Source organism: Rhodococcus sp. 24CO (assembly GCF_050586165.1).
Classification (GTDB): Bacteria; Actinomycetota; Actinomycetes; order Mycobacteriales; family Mycobacteriaceae; genus Rhodococcus_F.
Genome location: NZ_JAZFNF010000001.1, coordinates 399,618 through 417,552, shown reverse-complemented (window position 1 = coordinate 417,552; position 17,935 = coordinate 399,618). Strand labels below are relative to the sequence as shown.

The 17,935-nt window shown below is 61.8% G+C and carries 19 protein-coding genes; 8 read left to right on the top strand and 11 right to left on the bottom strand.

Annotation, left to right across the window (positions count from 1 at the left end; all coding sequences use genetic code 11):
* The first annotated feature begins 172 nt into the window (after window positions 1–172).
* Window positions 173–1,108, top strand: coding sequence for an NADP-dependent oxidoreductase (locus V2B23_RS02010; RefSeq protein WP_430948784.1), 936 nt, complete (start codon window positions 173–175; stop codon window positions 1,106–1,108).
* 299 nt (window positions 1,109–1,407) lie between these two features.
* On the opposite strand, the gene V2B23_RS02005 is transcribed toward V2B23_RS02010, so the two are convergent.
* From V2B23_RS02005 to V2B23_RS01965, 9 genes are all read right to left on the bottom strand, one after another.
* Window positions 1,408–1,953 carry a hypothetical protein gene (locus V2B23_RS02005; RefSeq protein ID WP_430948783.1) on the bottom strand — a complete coding sequence of 182 codons (546 nt, stop codon included), beginning with the start codon at window positions 1,951–1,953 and terminating at the stop codon, window positions 1,408–1,410.
* A 141-nt stretch (window positions 1,954–2,094) separates the two neighbouring features.
* Entirely contained in the window at window positions 2,095–2,520 is a 426-nt protein-coding gene (locus tag V2B23_RS02000) for a hypothetical protein (protein ID WP_430948782.1), read from the bottom strand.
* A gap of 84 nt (window positions 2,521–2,604) precedes the next feature.
* A complete protein-coding gene (locus V2B23_RS01995) occupies window positions 2,605–3,879 on the bottom strand; it encodes a M23 family metallopeptidase (RefSeq protein WP_430948781.1) in 1,275 nt (424 codons plus the stop codon).
* 119 nt (window positions 3,880–3,998) lie between these two features.
* On the bottom strand, window positions 3,999–6,380 hold the full coding sequence (locus V2B23_RS01990; RefSeq protein WP_430948780.1) for an ATP-binding cassette domain-containing protein: 2,382 nt from the start codon (window positions 6,378–6,380) through the stop codon (window positions 3,999–4,001).
* Between the two features lie 77 nt (window positions 6,381–6,457).
* On the bottom strand, window positions 6,458–6,868 hold the full coding sequence (locus V2B23_RS01985; RefSeq protein WP_138868378.1) for a VOC family protein: 411 nt from the start codon (window positions 6,866–6,868) through the stop codon (window positions 6,458–6,460).
* A gap of 10 nt (window positions 6,869–6,878) precedes the next feature.
* The gene (locus V2B23_RS01980; RefSeq protein WP_430948779.1) at window positions 6,879–7,322 is read right to left on the bottom strand and encodes a helix-turn-helix domain-containing protein; all 444 of its coding nucleotides are present in this window, start codon (window positions 7,320–7,322) and stop codon (window positions 6,879–6,881) included.
* Between the two features lie 142 nt (window positions 7,323–7,464).
* Window positions 7,465–7,950: an FBP domain-containing protein gene (locus V2B23_RS01975; RefSeq protein WP_045067557.1), complete on the bottom strand. Its 486-nt coding sequence runs from the start codon at window positions 7,948–7,950 to the stop codon at window positions 7,465–7,467.
* A 90-nt stretch (window positions 7,951–8,040) separates the two neighbouring features.
* The gene (locus V2B23_RS01970) at window positions 8,041–8,451 is read right to left on the bottom strand and encodes a hypothetical protein (protein ID WP_430948778.1); all 411 of its coding nucleotides are present in this window, start codon (window positions 8,449–8,451) and stop codon (window positions 8,041–8,043) included.
* Between the two features lie 231 nt (window positions 8,452–8,682).
* Window positions 8,683–9,705: an Rv2578c family radical SAM protein gene (locus tag V2B23_RS01965; RefSeq protein ID WP_430948777.1), complete on the bottom strand. Its 1,023-nt coding sequence runs from the start codon at window positions 9,703–9,705 to the stop codon at window positions 8,683–8,685.
* A gap of 99 nt (window positions 9,706–9,804) precedes the next feature.
* On the opposite strand from V2B23_RS01965, the gene V2B23_RS01960 reads away from it, so the two are divergent.
* From V2B23_RS01960 to V2B23_RS01950, 3 genes are all read left to right on the top strand, one after another.
* The gene (locus tag V2B23_RS01960; protein WP_430948776.1) at window positions 9,805–10,170 is read left to right on the top strand and encodes a RidA family protein; all 366 of its coding nucleotides are present in this window, start codon (window positions 9,805–9,807) and stop codon (window positions 10,168–10,170) included.
* A 63-nt stretch (window positions 10,171–10,233) separates the two neighbouring features.
* Window positions 10,234–11,127, top strand: a complete 894-nt coding sequence (locus tag V2B23_RS01955; RefSeq protein WP_430948775.1) for a DUF5995 family protein — start codon at window positions 10,234–10,236, stop codon at window positions 11,125–11,127.
* A gap of 50 nt (window positions 11,128–11,177) precedes the next feature.
* Window positions 11,178–12,611, top strand: a complete 1,434-nt coding sequence (locus V2B23_RS01950; RefSeq protein ID WP_430948774.1) for a putative nucleotidyltransferase substrate binding domain-containing protein — start codon at window positions 11,178–11,180, stop codon at window positions 12,609–12,611.
* An 84-nt stretch (window positions 12,612–12,695) separates the two neighbouring features.
* On the opposite strand, the gene V2B23_RS01945 is transcribed toward V2B23_RS01950, so the two are convergent.
* Both V2B23_RS01945 and otsB read right to left on the bottom strand, forming a co-directional pair.
* Window positions 12,696–13,247 (bottom strand): transglycosylase family protein, encoded by a 552-nt coding sequence (locus V2B23_RS01945; protein WP_430948773.1) that lies wholly within the window; start codon window positions 13,245–13,247, stop codon window positions 12,696–12,698.
* A gap of 371 nt (window positions 13,248–13,618) precedes the next feature.
* Window positions 13,619–14,413: a trehalose-phosphatase gene (gene otsB / locus V2B23_RS01940; RefSeq protein ID WP_430948772.1), complete on the bottom strand. Its 795-nt coding sequence runs from the start codon at window positions 14,411–14,413 to the stop codon at window positions 13,619–13,621.
* 100 nt (window positions 14,414–14,513) lie between these two features.
* On the opposite strand from otsB, the gene V2B23_RS01935 reads away from it, so the two are divergent.
* The 4 genes from V2B23_RS01935 to V2B23_RS01920 all read left to right on the top strand — a co-directional run bounded on the left by V2B23_RS01935 (window position 14,514) and on the right by V2B23_RS01920 (window position 17,769).
* Entirely contained in the window at window positions 14,514–14,843 is a 330-nt protein-coding gene (locus V2B23_RS01935; protein WP_430948771.1) for a type VII secretion target, read from the top strand.
* Window positions 14,840–16,186: a hypothetical protein gene (locus V2B23_RS01930; protein ID WP_430948770.1), complete on the top strand. Its 1,347-nt coding sequence runs from the start codon at window positions 14,840–14,842 to the stop codon at window positions 16,184–16,186. Before V2B23_RS01935 ends, V2B23_RS01930 begins: the two co-directional genes overlap by 4 nt.
* 164 nt (window positions 16,187–16,350) lie before the next feature.
* Entirely contained in the window at window positions 16,351–16,485 is a 135-nt protein-coding gene (locus V2B23_RS01925; RefSeq protein WP_255285223.1) for a hypothetical protein, read from the top strand.
* 543 nt (window positions 16,486–17,028) lie between these two features.
* Window positions 17,029–17,769, top strand: a complete 741-nt coding sequence (locus V2B23_RS01920) for an acyl-CoA thioesterase (RefSeq protein ID WP_430948769.1) — start codon at window positions 17,029–17,031, stop codon at window positions 17,767–17,769.
* Window positions 17,770–17,935 lie beyond the last annotated feature (166 nt).

Sequence of the window (17,935 nt, the reverse complement as noted above, 5' to 3'; positions counted from 1 at the left end):
TGACTTGCCCAGGCAAGTCAGTCATTCTATTTTCACTTGCCTAGGCAAGTCAGGCGCGGCAGTCGGCACCCGTCGAGCGCCTTGTTACGACGGCTGGATGCACGACCGAATAGTCAAGGCGGGCGGCCCTGCTCAGTGCTCGACCCGGCAACTACACACACCAGGAGAGTCCATGAAAGCGATTCGCTATCACCAGTTCGGCGGCACCGAAGTTCTGCGAGAAGAGGAAGTGGCACGCCCCGCACCCGGTCTCGGCCAGGTTCTGGTCAAAGTCGCCGCCACATCGTTCAACCCGGTTGACGACCACATCCGCCTAGGGGTGCTCGCAGAAGCCATTCCCACCTCAATGCCGATCACGCCCGGCCTGGACGTTGCGGGCACTGTCGTCGAGCTGGGCGCTGAGGTCAGCCGACTGCAGGTCGACGATCGCGTCGTCGGCATGTTTCCCCTGGACCAGCATGGCGGTGCGGCAGAGTACGCGGTGATCGCGGCCGATCTCCTCGCCGCGGCGCCCAGCACTGTGACCCTGACCGATGCCGCAGCCCTTCCACTCGCCGGCCTCGCCGCCCGGCAGGCCGCCATCGAACTGGCCGACATCCAGAAAGGGCAGAGCGTGCTCGTCAACGGAGCCGGTGGCGCGGTGGGCAGCCTCGTCGTCCAGCTTGCGGTCGACGCCGGCGCTACCGTCACCGCCGTCGACGGACCGCAGCACGCCGTTCGTCTACACGGTTACGGCACCACGAAGGTTGTCGGCCCGCTGGACCTAGATGCGGGCCCTGCCGCCATCGGCGGGCCTTTCGACGTGGTCGTCAATCACGTGCGTTTGGATGCGGACGGACTTGCGAAGCTGACCCCGTTCGTTGTCGACGGCGGTATCGCGGTCAGCTCCGCCGGGGCCGTGCCCGCCGACGACAAGCGCTCGGTGCGAACCGCGAGCGTATGGGTGACGCCCAACGGCTCCCACCTGGCAGACATGGTGTCCCGCCTCGACGAGGGCCGCCTCGAACTCACCGTGGTCGATCACCGGCCACTGCAGCAGCTACGAGCCGTCCACGAAGAAGCCGCGAGCGGCAAGCTCATTGGCAAAACCGTCATCACGATCGACTAGACCACGTTGACGCCCCTCGCAGAATATCGAGAGGGGCGTCATGCATCCGGCAGCGCGGACACGCCGAGACTCGGCGATGTCAAGACCGAAGAGTGCGTGGGTCGGTGCCCTGCGGACACGCTGCCCGTCCCGCCGACGGCAATCCCGGTCAGGGCGGCGAGAGATTCGGAAGGGTAGCTGGAGGGTCCGCAAGTCGACCAAATCACGTGCAGCCCAAAGTGAATCGCTGTAGGCGATTCACCCCTTGATCAGGTGATGCACCGGTGCCGCGCAATTCCTGAAAGTCGTTACTGATCTGATCAGATACTGAGGCCGGACATGATCTCGCCAAATGCACCTTCACGCCCCGGCAAGATGACCTTCTGAAACAGCGTCAAGACGCACTCGTCAATGTCGTCTGTTGCGGACGAACTCTTGCGTGACACATCGATCGCACGAAGTCCACGCGCACGCACGTACCGAGCCAACTCGATTCCGTCGCGCCGTGCTGCTGCCTTTCGACCTGAGGAATGTTCGAACCGATAGTGGCGCCCAGCCACCTCAACTTGGCAGAGTTTGTTCCTGCGCCGCATCCCATGACGCTTCTGGTCCGTAACGCTCACATCCGTGCCGTCCGGGAATCGCAAGGTGGCGGGCTTGCCCTTGATCAGTGCCGGGCCGAATCGATCAATCCGTTCGGCCAGCGTCTCCCGCTTTAACCTGCCGAAATGCGCGTTGAACTCGTCGCCTGCGGCTGGAAAGAGTTCGGCGCGAACGGTTCCTGCAGGATCGACTATCGCGACGGACGAGTGGTCCGCCGCGATACGCACCGACCATCCTGTCTCGGTGGGGCTCTTCCAATTCATGATCCGCAGTATCCCACCGCGGCAGTGGTCAGACTGACATCACGGGTGCCGCCAGTCGCCGGTGAAGTCCCGCTCGACCTGATCGAGACCAGGACGTTCGGCGCCCGCATAATCTGCAAGCGCTACCGGCGAGAGATCGGATCAGGGTTCAGGCTTGGGCGCTCGAAGGTGGATCGTCGCGCCCTTCTCGAGTTCGTCCGAGGTGAAGTCCGACGACGTGAAACTCCCCCTGTGGGGCGCTGAACTGCTCACCGTGAGTGAGTAGTTGCGTTGATTCGCGGGGATGGCGTCGAAGCGCGCCACATACGTGCAGGTACCGGTGCCGTCAGCATTCTGTTCCACGGAGTCGACTTCCAGCACAGACCTTGTCGATGCGGCCCCACTTCCTCCATCAACGAATATCAGGTCGTTCGGCGCGACCGGGATTGTTCCGACAATGCACTGTCCGGATTCCGGATCGGCTCGTTCTGCGTCCCCGATGACGGTCACCATGGCGGTAAAAGTCTTCGGCTCGTCAGTATTCGACGCACAACCGGTCAGCGCCAACGTCCCGATCGACAGCACCATTGCAACGTACCTGCTCCTTCGCCCCATCGACTCACAGTAGACCGAAATGCGCTGATGGAACGGGGATGTTCACGACTCTGGAAATCAGGGCAGAGGTGGAAAGTTGACGACTGCCCCGTCGAGCGGCAACTGGTCCGTGCGGTCGCCCTCGTTCGGTCCCTCGACCAGAGCGCCCGTATCTACCGATCCGACAAATGTGAAGCTGTCGATCTCGTAGGGCACGTTGTCGCCGGACAGCGGCACCGCCGCCCGTGACACGTGGAAGTGCAGATGCGCCTCTGAACTGTTTCCCGAGTTGCCGAGGTTCCCGATCACCTGACCCATGGTCACCAGATCCCCTACATTCACAGTCGCCGATCCCGGTTTCAGGTGGGCATAGAACGCGTAGTTTCCGTCGCCGATGTCGATGATGACGTAATTGCCGCCCAAGTGATCGAACGGCATGTCCGTCGGAACTTGTTGCGGCACTTGATCATTCTCGCCCGCCACCACAGCCACAACGGTACCGTCGGCCACCGCCAGCAGAGGCGCGCCGTAGGCGAAGTAGTCCTCATTTTTTGATCCGTCACCACGCGACCTGATGAGCGGACCTGCATCCGGGTCGATCCTCAGCCAGTCGACGGCAAATCGCTCGGTGCCGTTGATCCTGCCACCGACCGCCATCATCCCGGCGCGATGCTGCGAGAGCCCGCAGCAACCGTCCCCGACCACCCAACTGTCGCCGGCTAGTGGCGGACCGATAACCACCGGCAAGTCTGTACTGGTCATCACTGTTCCGCCGAACTGCGTGACGTTATCGGGATATCGTGCCGCAGTGGCAGCGTCCTCCGGCGTTGCTTGGCCGAACGTCGCAGTCAGTCGATGGGTCACCACAGACGGAACATCGTCGGGGCTCTCGTATTCGTCGTCGAGCACTATCAGCACAGTGCGCCCCACCGGGATCTCGGTGAACGGTGCCCAGGAAAAGTTCCCTACCAGAATCGAACGCGCAGATACTTGGCCCTGATCAAGGGTCGATACGACGGTCCCGTCCGGTCCCCCGGCCAGCGTTTCGATCTTTGTGATGGTTGCGGGTCGCGGCGAGAAGTTCAGCACTTCGATCTCGTAGGCCACGTGCAGCATTCCGTCGGTCCCGGTGACAGGGATCGGATTCGGCCCGAGCGCCGAGATCACCAACGGCGAGGTGACGTCAGTTTCGGTCGGGTAGCCGCGCGGGATCCCGCCCCGACTGTCGATGGTCGACGTAGTGAGCACGGTCGGTCCGGTGGTGTCGATCGACGATGAACACCCGGCAAGGACCAGCGTCATTACTGTTGCGGCGATTGCCCACCCTGCGATAGGGCTGTGTGAAGTCGTCATGCGAACTCCAGAGCAGGCCCCTGCCCAGTGCGTCGGCCCGGTTGTTTCGAGCCTAGGCACGAAAGACCCGCTTTGTCCTGATTTTGTGGATCAGGACAAAGCGGGTCGAATCGTTGTGATCAGGCGCCTACGTACGACGCGAGATGCTGGCCGGTCAGGGTTGAGCGATCAGCGACAAGATCGCTCGGCGTGCCCTCGAACACGATCCGTCCACCGTCATGACCGGCACCGGGACCAATATCGATGATCCAGTCTGCGTGTGCCATGACCGCTTGGTGATGCTCGATGACGATCACTGACTTACCGGAGTCGACGAGTCGATCCAGTAGGCCGAGCAACTGCTCGACGTCAGCCAGGTGAAGGCCTGTGGTCGGCTCGTCGAGTACGTACACGCCGCCCTTCTCGGCCAGGTGCGTGGCAAGCTTGATCCGCTGACGTTCACCACCCGACAGTGTCGTGAGCGGCTGGCCGATGGTGAGATAGCCGAGCCCCACGTCCACGAGTCGCACCAGAATCTTGTGTGCGGCCAAGGTTTTCGCCTCACCGTCTCCGAAGAATTCTTCGGCCTCGGCGGCCGACATCGCAAGCACTTCGCTGATGTCCTTCCCACCGAACTTGTACTCCAGGACGTCGGCCTGGAACCGCTTTCCCTCGCACTCCTCACACACCGTCGCAACGCCGGCCATCATCGCCAGATCGCTGTAGATGACGCCGTTGCCGTTACAAGTGGGGCAGGCACCCTCGGAGTTGGCGCTGAACAGCGCCGGCTTCACACCGTTGGCCTTGGCAAATGCCTTCCGGATGGGATCGAGCAGACCGGTGTACGTTGCCGGGTTACTCCGACGCGAACCGCGGATCGCGCCCTGATCGATCGACACCACACCCTCCCGCTTCGCGAGCGAGCCATGGATCAACGAACTCTTCCCCGAACCAGCCACGCCGGTCACCACGACCAGCACACCGAGTGGCACATCGACGTCGACGTTCTGCAAGTTGTGCGAGGTTGCGCCGCGGATTTCCATTGCGCCCGTTGACTTTCGCACGCTCGCTTTGATTGCAGCTCGGTCGTCGAAATGACGTCCCGTGACCGTGTCACTGGCCCGCAATCCGTCGACGGTGCCCTCGAAGCAGACAGTTCCGCCCGCGGCGCCTGCGCCCGGGCCGAGATCGACGATGTGATCGCCAATAACGATCGTCTCCGGCTTGTGCTCGACGACAAGCACCGTATTTCCCTTGTCACGCAACTGCAGCAGTAGGTCGTTCATACGCGCGATGTCGTGGGGATGAAGGCCAGTCGTGGGTTCGTCGAACACGTACGTGATGTCGGTGAGAGAGGACCCTAGATGGCGAATCATCTTGGTTCGCTGAGCTTCACCACCCGACAGTGTCCCCGACGGCCGGTCCAGGCTCAGGTAACCCAGCCCGATCTCCACGAACGAGTCAAGTGTTTCAGCCAGCGTCGTCAACAACGGCGCCACTGACGGTTCTTTCAGACCGCTCACCCATCCGGCAAGATCGCTGATCTGCATCGCACAGGCATCGGCGATGTTGATGCCCTTGATCTTCGACGATCGTGCACCCTCGCTCAGCCGCGTCCCGTCACACTCCGGACAGGTGGTGAACGTGATGGCCCGCTCCACGAACGCTCGAATGTGCGGCTGCATCGCGTCGACATCCTTGGACAGGAATGACTTCTGAATCTGCGGAATCAGTCCTGTGTACGTCAGGTTGATTCCTTCGACCTTGATCTTCGTTGGCTCCTTGTAGAGCAGGTCGTTCAGTTCCTTCTTGGTGTACTTCTTGATCGGCTTGTCAGGATCGAAGTAGCCGCACCCCCGGTAGATCCGGCCGTACCAGCCGTCCATGCTGTAGCCGGGCACCGTGATGGCACTCTCGTTGAGCGACTTGGTGTCGTCGTACAACGCCGTCAGGTCGAAATCGTTGACCGAGCCCCGCCCCTCGCATCGCGGACACATGCCGCCGGTGATGCTGAAGGTCCGTCGTTCCTTCGTCTGACGCCCACCGCGCTCTACGGTGAGCGCACCCGCACCGGAGGCTGAAGCGACATTGAACGAAAATGCTTGGGGCGAACCGATATGCGGCTTACCGAGACGACTGAAGAGAATGCGAAGCATCGCGTTGGCGTCGGTAGCCGTACCGACCGTCGAGCGAGGGTCGACGCCCATCCGTTGCTGATCGACGATGATCGCCGTGGTCAAACCGTCGAGCACGTCGACGTCCGGCCGCGCCAGAGTCGGCATGAACCCCTGAACGAAGGCGCTGTACGTCTCGTTGATCATCCGCTGCGACTCCGCGGCGATGGTGCTGAACACCAATGAGCTCTTGCCCGAACCCGAGACACCGGTGAAGACCGTCAGCCGGCGTTTGGGGATTTCGACGCTGATGTCCTGGAGGTTGTTCACACGTGCGCCCTGCACGCGGATCAGATCGTGGGTGTCCGCAACATGTAGCTCTCGCTCCGCCATTTCAGCCGTGCTCATCATGTCTCCATCTCTCAGGTGAGGGCCACCCACACAGTGTCGCCCTGTGTGAGTGGCCGCGGTTCTCTTCAGTTGACTCAGCGGAGCTCTTGGATGCGGATCAAGTTGCCTGCTGGGTCGCGGACGGCGCAGTCCCGCACGCCGTACGGCTGCTCGGTCGGCTCCTGGACGACGTCGATGTCGCCGGCCTGCAGCCGCTCGAAGGTACCGTCGAGATCCTTGGTGGCCAACAGAATACCGGCATAGGTGCCCTTGGCCATCATTTCGACGATGGTGCGACGCTCCTCGTCGGTGATACCCGGATCAACGGCCGGGGGATGCAACACGATCGACGTGTTGGGCTGGTCGGGTGGGCCGACGGTAATCCAGCGCATTCCGTCGTAGCCGACATCGAGGCGGACCTCGAAACCGAGCGTGTCGCGGTAGAAGGAAAGGGCGGCCTCCGGGTCGTCCTGCGGAAGGAAACTCGATGCAATGGTGATGTCCATGCACGTCACGTTATCTGCGGCTGGGGGCCGGCGCTTCTCGATTCCTGATCGGTCTTGTCACCTGTTTCGACACGCAGGACGGCATACCCTCAGTCACGCCCGCAGCCTCGTCCCGATAGACGCTCGGTGGAACGCCGACCAACTCGGTGAAACGAGTGCTGAAGGTACCGAGTGATGAACAGCCAACGGCAAAACACACGTCGGTGACACTGAGATCACCACGACGAAGCAGCGCCATTGCGCGCTCGATGCGTCGCGTCATCAGATAGGAATACGGCGGCTCGCCGTACGCCAGCCTGAACTGGCGACTGAGGTGTCCGGCCGACATGTTCACCCCGCGGGCAAGCGCCTCGACGTCCAGGGGTTGTGCGTACTCCCGGTCGATCCGATCACGAACACGACGGAGAAGCGCGAGGTCGCGCAGTTGTTGCGTGGTCGCGGGTCTACTTGTCACAGGTTTGATCGTGCCACGTCCGCGCCCGTTCTCGCCGATTTCCGCGGGGAAGCTGACAGTGGTTTCGTCAAGCTGACACGGCTTCCAGCACGCTGAAATGTGTGCTCACTGTTTGCAAGCCGTGTTAGCTCCGACGCATCTACTACCGCAACATGGCCACAAACGCCGCGATGTTCGTTACCACGCGGTCGGCCTTCTCCTGCTCGGTGAGATTTTCCTGGTACCGGTTCCCTGCCGACGGCCGACGCTTGTTGCGCGCATACAGCGGACAGGCCAGGTCAGTACACATATAGGTGCCGATGGTGTCGCCGCGTCGGCCAGCCTCACCGATCTTGGCGGCGGTCAGCAGTGACACTCCCCCGCTGCCATGCGTCGTGAGGCAAATGGTGCACATTTGCGCGCGTCCCGATTTGCCGGTTTGGTATCGGAGTGCGATGCCGACCAACTCGTCGCCCTGCGGGATCACCAGATATCCCCGCCCGGGCATTGTCGGATCGTTCCACCCGAAGAAATCCAGGTCTTCCCACGGACGCTTCTCGAGATCCCGTGGCACCGGCAGCCGTTTTGCGTCGCCTTTCGAACAATTCACGAACGACGCGCGGATTTCGCGTTCGGTGAGCGGCAGCACGGTGGAACTCCATTTCGACAGTTGGATCAGGCCGAACCGACGCTACGCACGATCGTTACCTCGCGCAACGTATTTTCCGGGCTGCACGATCTAATCCGTCTCCAGGTCGACCACCAGGAAATCCTCCCGGCGCGGCCCCCACTCCCGGTCAGTCAGTTGATAGGAGCGCAACCCTTGCGGCGGGTGCGCCAACTCGTAGAACTGTTCGGTGCCGGAAACGAACTGCATCGATGCCCACCCCCAGTGCGAACCATGCGGTTGACGCGGATCAGCCTGCATATCCGAAGCGATGGACACGAGCCGAAGCCCACGAACAACTCCTGTTGTGAGGGCGTCGGCGTCGAAATCCAGCCATGCCTGCGACGCATTCGGATTCTTGCGCGTCGTGCCCGCAACTAGGTGCAACGCACCGGACACCTCGATCTGCGACGGAATCGGTAGATCAGCGTTGAACGCGAACTGCAGATTGCCCACACGGCCGATCGAAGGTTGTTGTACCACATCAACATCCGGGTCTGCAGTCAAACGCCGCACTATCGTTTTCGAACTTCGCCGTACGTCCGCGACACACGACCAGGCCGGGTCCAACGCAGCCCACCGCCGCGGACTGTCGGAGTTCCACATCAACCCCCAGCGGATGGTTTCTCCCAGCTTCGGGGGCGCAAACCAACAAAACCGTAATCTGTCGATCACCACCGGCGTGTTCATGCCTGACCGTACCAAGCAGCGTTGTCAGAAAAGCGTCAATGCCGCTCCGGCACCGACCAGTTCGCGTTCAACCCGTGGGCTTTCGAGCTCACGATGCTGCGACGGTCCTGCCAATCCGTGCCGTTCCACCAGCGGTTCGACGCGCTTCTTGAGCCAACTCTTGTACTCCGGCGTGACGTAGGCACCGCGTCCGTAAAGTTCGCGATACCGGCGGATCAACGCAGGATGCTCTTCGGCCAGCCAGTTCAGGAACCACCCGCGAGTACTGCCGCGAAGGTGCATCGGAAAGACCGTCACCCCGGTAGCACCGGCGTCGGCGAGCGCGGCAAACAGCTCGTCGAGGTGCTGGCTCGAATCCGTGAGAAACGGGATGACCGGCGCAACCATCACGTTGCACGAGAATCCGGCGTCGGTGATTGCCCGGATCATCTCCAGTCGAGCGCGCGGAGACGGTGTGCCAGGCTCGATCTGCTTCTGCAGAACAGGATCGTGGATTGCCAGCGACACTCCGATGCCGACATCGACCTGAGTCGCAGCCATCTTGAGTAACGGCAGATCCCGGCGCAGCAAGGTCCCTTTGGTGAGGATCGAAAATGGTGTACCGGATTCTGTCAACGCTCGAATGATGCCGGGCATCAACCTGTATCGACCCTCGGCCCGCTGATACGGATCGGTGTTGGTGCCAAGCGCTACGGGTTCACGCTTCCAGGACTTTCGCGCCAATTCCTTACGCAGAACCGCCGCAACGTTGGTCTTCACGACAACTTGCGAATCAAAATCTCGGCCGGCATCGAGGTCGAGGTACTCATGGCTCGGCCGAGCGAAGCAGTACCGGCAGGCATGGGAACAACCACGAAAAGCATTGACCGTGAAGTTGAACGGCAACGTCGATGCTTCCGGCATCTTGTTGAGCGCACTCTTACACAGCACTTCGTGGAACGTGATTCCCTCGAACTCAGGCGTCTGCACCGAGCGGACCAACCCGGCTCGCTCGAGCCCAGGCAACGCTCCGTCGTCTGCATCCAATGCCTGACCCGACCACCTCATAGCCCCAAGTCGAACACTTGTTCTATGCTATGTCAAGATGAACCGTGGAAGCGACCCGTGCTTCACCACGGTCGATCAGTTGTTGGCAGAATCAACGCCATGTCCAACAGAATCAACATCTCGTCCGGTTCCGAATGGGAACCGAAGATCGGTTACTCCCGCGCCGTCCGCATCGGCAACCAGGTTGCCGTCTCGGGCACCACCGCCCCCGGCGAAACCCTGAACGATCAGACCCGTGCCGCCCTCGACACCATCAAGGCCGCACTCGAAGAAGCCGGCGCTTCGCTCGGCGACGTCATCCGCACGCGCATGTACCTGCGCGACATGTCGCAGTGGGAGCAGGCCGCACTCGCTCACGGTGCAGTATTCGGCGATATCCGTCCGGCTACGACAATCCTCGAGGTCAGCTCGTTGATCGACCCCGCTCTACTCATCGAGATCGAAGCCGACGCAGTTCTGAGCTGATTGCAGTGGTCAGCTGATTTGCCAACCCGGCGATCACGAATCGGTTCAACTAGTGTGAGCCCGATGAAATCGAGCCGAATCGTGACCACAGCGATCGCACTGAGTTTCACATTCGCTCTGCTCTTGCCCGGATCCGTAGCTGCGGATCCGGGCAAGAATCTATCAATCGCCTGCGGAAATCCACTGACTGCCGGCGAGGTCGAAAGAATTGCGAACCTGAGCGACGTATCGACGCTGCACGGAGAAGGCCTCGAACGCTTGGAGTCCGCAGTCGAACGGCATCGCCAAATCACCACAATCCTTGTATCGCATCATGATTGGCGCGGACTCTTCTCGATCGGGCTCGATGCCGTCGAGCATGAGGCGGTCATGCCTCTACAGCGCGATCCGGCAGCATTCGCCAACAGATCCTGGACACATTCGGTCAGCTACGAACTACTACGCCGTTATCTAGCGAATATCCACGCCGAATTCACCGGCGCCCCTACCGATCCCGCATGGTCCAACTATTTCTCGTTGACGCGCCAATGCGATATCAGTCCCGCACGCGTCGCCATGGCAGGCTACAACGCGCACCTCACCGTCGATCTTGCCTACACCGTGGCCACCACTGCCACCCAGCCCGTCGATATCCCCGATTTCTACAAGATCGTCGATTCCATCGCGACAAAAGGCGGTTCGATAGTTTCCGAGACCAAAGCCGAATACGACGCCGACTTGGGCCCGCTCTGGCGGTTCTACTTCGTCGGCGAGGGACTCGATCGGCTGACCGGAAACTCCGAACCGTCCCAGCTTCTGCTCAGGGCCGCCGATAGTGGATACAACACGATCACGTTGACCAACGGGTTTGCACTACAGAACCCGTACACGAAGGCCGGCGCCGAACAGGAGATCGACGCACTGTGGCGCACTACCGACGCCGCGCTCGACGTGCTCGCACGCCTTGGCGGCCTCTGACGCCGCGACCGACCTGACGATTTATCGGACATGCCTGCGACAATAGAGCCATGACGGGCTACACCGCGCGAATCTCAGTACCGAACCCAGCCATGCGTGCGGTACGAGATCTGTTGCGGGGACCGGCAATTGTGTGTTCCGGAGATTCCTCCATCCGCGATGCCGCTGCACTGATGACCGAAGCCGGGCGTCGAGCCGTCGTAATTCCCACAGATGCAAGCACTTACGGAATCTTCACGGAGGGCGATCTGCGCAGCCGAGTTGTCGTCGGAGGAATTGACAGCTCTCGCCCGGTCTCCACGGTGATGACGCCGTCTGCCGTGACGGTGGATCCGGATCGACTCGGAGCCGACGCTGTCACGGACATGCTGGAACACGGATTGCGCCACCTTCCCGTCGTCACGGCTTCCGGCGAACTGCTCGGCGTACTCGAACTGAGCGACCTTCTGACCTCGGCAACAAATCAGGGCTTCGAACTTCGCGCTGCCCTTGCGACTGCCAAGACCGACATCGAACTCATTGCCACGGCCCGAGCTGTACCTGAGCTGGTCACCGGCCTGGTCGACGCACGGGTCTCACCCATCGATATCAGCGGCACACTGTCGGTCTTGATCGACGTGACGGTGCGGCGCGCAATCGAACTGGTGGTGGGCGGCGACGAAAGCCCGGACTTTGCCTGGCTGTCACTTGGCAGCGCAGCGCGGCGTGAGGCTCTGCCGTCGTCGGATATCGACAGCGCCTTGGTGTGGGGCGGCGAGTCACACCGCGAAGGTGCGGACGCGGCGCAGCGCATCCACGAGATTCTCGACCGGTGCGGATTCCCTCGCGACGCGCAGAACGCGGTCGCAACTCAGGCGAGATTTGCACGCACACTTCCGCAGTGGCGTAACGCCCTACGCAAGTGGGTAGCCAATCCCTACCAGGACCAGGCCCTCGTCATGCTGTCGATGCTGGCAGACGCCCGCGTTGTTGCCGGAGATCCTGCCCTCGATCCGAGGCCAGAGGCTTTGGATCAATTGCGCCTCAACCCCGCCGTCATGCGATTGCTGCTTCGAGAAGCCGTGGGCGAGAAGGCAAAACTACATTCGCTGCGTGACGTGGTGACGCGTCGTACCGGTACCGTCAACCTGAAAACTACAGCTGTGCAACCGATCGTGAATATCGCACGCTGGGCCGGCACGTCCGTCGGTGCACGTACGAGCACCACCGTCGAACGCCTGAAAGTTGCCGCAGACACCGGATTCCTCCCCGCCGACGACACGCGGGTGCTGATCGAGTCTTTCGAGGTCCTCCAGCAAATCCGAGTCCGTCACCAGACGGATCAGTTTGCCGCCGGCATGATGCCCACCGACGAGATAGTGGTTGCGGACCTCACTCCCCTCTCGCGCAGCCTGCTCGGCAATGCGGTGAGGGAAGTAGCCGGGGTGCAGCGCCGACTCGAGTACGAGGCATCAGCGTCCGCACTACCGGATATCGAACCCTAGAAACCTACGACCTGCGCAAACGCCGAATGTGTCCGGAGCGCGATCGCTCCGGACACATTCAGAAGTGTTCAACCACAAGGGTGGTTAGACGGACAGGCTCTGTCCCGGGAAGATCAGGTTGATGTTGGCGACCTGACCTGCGAGAGCGTCGAGCGAGATGCCGTGAGCTGAAGCGATCGAAGACAAGGTGTCGCCGACCTGGATCACGTAGTTGCCGCCAGTGTTGGCAACAGGAGCGGATTCGACGGCGGCCTCAGCCGTGACGGGTGCCGAAGCCTCCTGGTAGGTGGCTGCGGTGGTTCCGCCGGTCAGGTACTGACCGCACACGGGCCACGCGCCGACGCCCTGGCCTTCGAGAACGTTCTCGGCGACGCGGACCTGCTCGGACTGGCTTGCGTTGGCAGCGTTGCCCGATCCGCCGTATGCCTCCCACGTGCTCTGCGTGAACTGCAGGCCGCCGTAGAAGCCGTTTCCGGTGTTAGCTGCCCAGTTTCCGGAAGACTCGCAGTTCGCGACTCCGGACCAGTCGTGGCCGGCTGCGGAGGCGGTGCCGGTGCTCATCGCGAGCGGGATGGCTACTACTGCGCCGGCAGTTGCAACTGCGCCGAGGGCGCGCTTGAAAGTAATGCTGGTCATCAGGTAAATCCTCTCCGCTACCGCGGACGACATCGGACCTGGCACATGTGTGCCGTATCGAACGACTCGCCTGTTTCACTCCTGCCCCGCGAAGGTTTGGGGAGTACCGGACCCGCGGGGCAGAAGCACGCAGTTGCGGGCCGGTGTTTGTCCGGCTGTTTCGGACTGCCAACGACGCTAGGCGATGGTCACGGAAAGGTCACGGGGCAATTTTTTGGCACGCGCGTATCATTAACTTGCTCAAAACCGGCAGATAATTGCAGGTCGACGGTTTGATTCGAGCTTCAACCATACCGATCGTTATCCATCCGTTACGTGACGACCATCACAGACTTTTTGTGACTCGCCGCACGGAAATCTCGGCTTTGTTATCAAACTTGTGCATCGAGAACCGTCGCCAGGTCCCTCATCCACACCAAAAACTCATCCGGATCTTTGAACGCAACGCCGTCGACCGCGGCGACTTCTGGCGCGATGTCGACGCCGCCGACTACCAATGCGTCGCCGCCGAGCGCCAACACCGTCGCAAATGCCGGCAAGTCACCCCGATCGTCACCCGCGTACGCCACCGCATCGACGCCCGCACCCTTGATCGCCCGCTGCAATCCTGTCCCCTTGTCCTCATCCACAGGGGCGCGCAACTCCTCGACGAGCTTGCCCGGCTCACGGCGCAGCCCGGTCTTCGTTGCGACCTCACGCACCACATGCTCCACGAACGCCGCAGCGGCAACTCTCTCGCGCGCCTGCCGCCAATGCACAGCGACAGCAAGCCCCTTCCCCTCGACGTGAATCCCCGGGACGTCTGCGGCATCAATCATTCGCCGAAGTTCGGCCTCTGCCTCCGCAACCGCCGGCTTCCACCGTGCGACCGCCGGCAATACTCGAATTTCGCCGTCGACCCACGTCTCGACTCCATACGAGCCCATGAGGACAACACTCTCGCCTGGCACCCGCTCCTGAAGAAAAGAGACGGGACGACCGGAAAGTAAGCCCACCATTGCGAGATGACGTGACAGCACGTCGAGCACCTCGGCTGCGCCTGGCAACAGAGCGCTTGTGGCCGGGTCGTCGACTATCGGAGCAAGAACCCCGTCGAAGTCCATCACCAATCCGGAACGGGTGGGATCGGACGCAAGTCGGGCAATAACGTCCGAAGCAGTTTTCATGGGTTCAGTCTCTCAAAGATATCGGCGCGCACGAACATGCACTCGACCAATTCATTCCATTAGAGTCCTCGGAGGACGCTTACCAACTACGGGGGTAATGATGAGCGAGCTTTCTGTCGTCACCGACAACATCCGCACGTATGGGACCACCGCAGCGGAAGCTGCCGGTCAAGTTGCCCACGCCGCGGTAGTGGATCTGAACGCCAATCTCGCGGCCGTAGCACCGGCAGTTGGACCCGTCGGGCTCGAGTTCCTCGAAGCCTTCGCACGCGCACAGGCAACCCACACCAAAGACGTTGCGGCACTTGCCGCGTACTATGCCGGAACTTCTGCGACGGCAGGTGCGGCCGCCAGCACGTACGACGCCACCGACCAAGCGGGTGCCGCCGACCTCCGACGTACCGCTGCCACCAATGAGGACCTTGCATGAGCACTCCGGACGACCCGACGACGGTTCTCGAGTTTCTCCAGGGCAGTGGTCTCGCACCCATTCTCGGCCTGGAACTCCCGGAGCCCGTCGAGAACTCGACGATTCCTGACTTCCTCGTGGCGCCGCCCACGCCGGAACTCCCGCTGGGCGCCGCCGATCTGATCATGCAGGGAATTTCACTGCCGTCCCTACCCGGCGTCGACCAACTGTTCACGCCGCTGATCCAACTTGCGCAGAGCCTCGGTTCGGGAGTCTTCAGTGGTGTTGATCCGGTCAACGTCCTCAGCCAGGCCAGTGCACTCATCGACAAGGCGGCCGGCCTGTCCACACAGGGGCTTTCGTCAGTCAGCCAGACCTGGAACGGCGCAGGCAACGAGGCCGCGACACAGATCAACGAGGAAGCGCAACGCAGCGGATCCGAACTCAGTGGTCGCGGCAATGCAATCGCCCAAACCACTGCTGCAGCGGCGGAATCCGTTCAGCGCGGCAATGCTCAATTGGCGACAATTGCACAATCATTTGCCTCGGCAATGGTGGCAGCAGCGCCGATAGCATGGACCCCGCCCGGGCAGGCAATGCTCGTCGCGGCCGCGGCGGAACACATGCAGGCGGCCATCGCAGCCGTCAATACGACCCGCTCGGAAATGCTCGCGCACACTGCCACGATGAACTCTCTCGCCGGTTCCATCCCCGTTCCGGCCCCGCCGATCAGCGACGCACTCGCTGCGGCCTCACCGCTCGCCCAACAAGCATCACAGCTGATTGAGGGCGCTGCCGGTGGGGCCACACAATTACAGTCAGCCACCGGCGGTTCAGCAGCCGGCGCTACACCATCCGGACCGGCTCAGACGAGCGCAGCGCAGGCCACAGCGGCATTGACCTCGGGCGTCGACAAACTCTGGGGCACTGGAAGCCCGTTCGCCGCTTCGGGCGCGGGCGCGTCACACCAACTCGGAAATACCAGTGGTGCGATCGCGCCCGCAACCACCGCACGCGCGGGCAGCGGAACGTTCGGAGCCTCCTCAGGTGGCGGTGGCGTCGCGGGACCTTCGGGAATCGCAGCGCCACAACCCCTTTCGTCGATCAACCAATCCTCTACCCCCTCCGCGCAGTCGGGAACTGTCGGCGGTCCAGTAACCGGTACCAGCGCAGGAGGTTCCATGATGGGCGGCGGAGCAGGAGCGATGGGTGGCGCCCGGGGGCAACAGGACAGTTCGAGGACGACGCCTGGTTACCTGATCGAGGTATCGGATAACAACGCTGTCATCGGGGAACTCCCCATGGTCACGCCCGCGGTGATCGGATCAGAAGATCCCGATCGGGCATTGTTCACCGGGCTCTGAGACAACTTCAATCGTCCGAAAGTGGAGTACGCCGCCTCTGGCCTACTAGAGACGTTGGGCCAGCGGCTGACTGGCGTCGATTTTGTCCGATATGAGTAACACCGGCGAATGTGTGGGCGATTGAATCCGTGAATGATTGTCCAAACGAGAGCAGGAGTGTGCATATGGGTTCCATCGACATTCTCAACTGGCTTCACGAGGGAGCAAGTGCCGGAGACCCCATCAGGGGTCCGCTTTACGTAGTGGCGTTCATCGCGATCGGGCTGGTCAGCGTGCTCAGCGGCGGAGCCGTGATCTAGGCGCACCCGACATTTGATCGTCGGTATGAGAAATTTTGGGTCAATAGCGTCGGGGGTCGAGGTCCGCTCGTTCAGTCTTGCACCGGTCGGTCTCCGACGTAGTTGTCTGACAGACCTCCCCCGAACGCTTCTCCGAAACTTTCACGTCATCACCGTGGACCCTTCGACAGGCACCTGATCGAGACCGGCGCCGGGTAACAGTCGTGTGCTGGGATTCGCCGCTACCGAACCCTCGACTGCGGATCATTACCCGAGAATTTCCAGGCCACCGCTGCTGCCGAGGACACTTCGACTACCGAGTCCAAGCCGATCAGCGCAGTCTCACGAGACTCGAACACCTTCACCCAAAGCGACAACGGCTTTGAAGTCCCGGGCCCCGCCCGATCCGTGGATCAGCAAGTTCGTATCGACTGTATTCAGAAAGAGGTTTACCGGGAGTGCCTTTGCATCAACCACCTGGCTTGTAAATACCATAGTCAGGACCTAGGGTTCTGACTATACAAAACACAAGTCAGATACCAGTCGAACTACGGAGCCCTCGATATGACTGTCACCACCGCCACATCGCAGACCACAGCATTCGAACCCAGCTGGAAGAGTTTCGACGGAATTCACGGTGGACTCGTCGTCGCGAGCATGATCCGAGCAGCAGTCGACGCCACCGGCGCATCGCCGGCCGCGGTCAGCGCGCACCTCGACCGGCCGGTCCCACCCGGCGTAGCCGCCCTGACAGTCGATGACGTGCGCGGCGGCCGCACCGTCAGTTGCCGCGTCGCACTTGCCGATTCCGCTACCGCGCTCGTTCGTCTCGCTCGCGACGTCGGCCACACAGTCCGGACGACGTCGTCTCTCGCACCGGCGCTTGACGACCCGTCGACACTGCCGGCCCTCGAGATACCAGTCGACTTCGTCCCATTCTCGCAGCATCTCGACATTCGCCCGATCAACGCCGCCCGACCGTTTGCCGGTGGCGACTCCCCCGAATTCGATGTCTGGATTCGTTTGCTCGACGATCTCGATTTCACGACGGCCGAGCGCTCTGCAGTCCTGCTCGACGCATTGCCGCCCGGGCTTTTTGCGACCCTTACGATGCCCGTTGCCATTCCCACCGTGGAGTTCAGTGCACATTTCGCTCCCGCTACGCCCTCAGATTCACCGTGGCACCGCCTGCACCACCGCACCGTGTGGGCAACGGACACACTGTGCGTCGACGAGACTGAATTGTTCACCGCAACGGGTGAACTCGCGGCGCAGGCGAGGCAACTGCGTCGCATAGTGAGCTGAGTGCACGATCTGGCCGGCTCCGCACACCGCTGACTTGACCCGCCATCCCCGCCCTGCACATGGCCGCAAGCGACGAAGACCAGTTCGAGAACTGGGAATCCCTTGCCACCATTGCACTCTGGGTGAAGGATGGGCGCCACGCCTAGTTACCCGACTACTGGAGGTC

Bases quoted from the DNA above. Each gene is read 5' to 3' on its own strand.
- V2B23_RS02010 (WP_430948784.1), top strand. From the start codon at position 173: ATGAAAGCGATTCGCTATCACCAGTTCGGCGGCACCGAAGTTCTGCGA.
- V2B23_RS02005 (WP_430948783.1), bottom strand. From the start codon at position 1,953: ATGAATTGGAAGAGCCCCACCGAGACAGGATGGTCGGTGCGTATCGCG.
- V2B23_RS02000 (WP_430948782.1), bottom strand. From the start codon at position 2,520: ATGGTGCTGTCGATCGGGACGTTGGCGCTGACCGGTTGTGCGTCGAAT.
- V2B23_RS01995 (WP_430948781.1), bottom strand. From the start codon at position 3,879: ATGACGACTTCACACAGCCCTATCGCAGGGTGGGCAATCGCCGCAACA.
- V2B23_RS01990 (WP_430948780.1), bottom strand. From the start codon at position 6,380: ATGAGCACGGCTGAAATGGCGGAGCGAGAGCTACATGTTGCGGACACC.
- V2B23_RS01985 (WP_138868378.1), bottom strand. From the start codon at position 6,868: ATGGACATCACCATTGCATCGAGTTTCCTTCCGCAGGACGACCCGGAG.
- V2B23_RS01965 (WP_430948777.1), bottom strand. From the start codon at position 9,705: ATGAGGTGGTCGGGTCAGGCATTGGATGCAGACGACGGAGCGTTGCCT.
- V2B23_RS01960 (WP_430948776.1), top strand. From the start codon at position 9,805: ATGTCCAACAGAATCAACATCTCGTCCGGTTCCGAATGGGAACCGAAG.
- V2B23_RS01955 (WP_430948775.1), top strand. From the start codon at position 10,234: ATGAAATCGAGCCGAATCGTGACCACAGCGATCGCACTGAGTTTCACA.
- V2B23_RS01950 (WP_430948774.1), top strand. From the start codon at position 11,178: ATGACGGGCTACACCGCGCGAATCTCAGTACCGAACCCAGCCATGCGT.
- V2B23_RS01945 (WP_430948773.1), bottom strand. From the start codon at position 13,247: ATGACCAGCATTACTTTCAAGCGCGCCCTCGGCGCAGTTGCAACTGCC.
- otsB (WP_430948772.1), bottom strand. From the start codon at position 14,413: ATGAAAACTGCTTCGGACGTTATTGCCCGACTTGCGTCCGATCCCACC.
- V2B23_RS01935 (WP_430948771.1), top strand. From the start codon at position 14,514: ATGAGCGAGCTTTCTGTCGTCACCGACAACATCCGCACGTATGGGACC.
- V2B23_RS01930 (WP_430948770.1), top strand. From the start codon at position 14,840: ATGAGCACTCCGGACGACCCGACGACGGTTCTCGAGTTTCTCCAGGGC.
- V2B23_RS01925 (WP_255285223.1), top strand. From the start codon at position 16,351: ATGGGTTCCATCGACATTCTCAACTGGCTTCACGAGGGAGCAAGTGCC.
- V2B23_RS01920 (WP_430948769.1), top strand. From the start codon at position 17,029: ATGACTGTCACCACCGCCACATCGCAGACCACAGCATTCGAACCCAGC.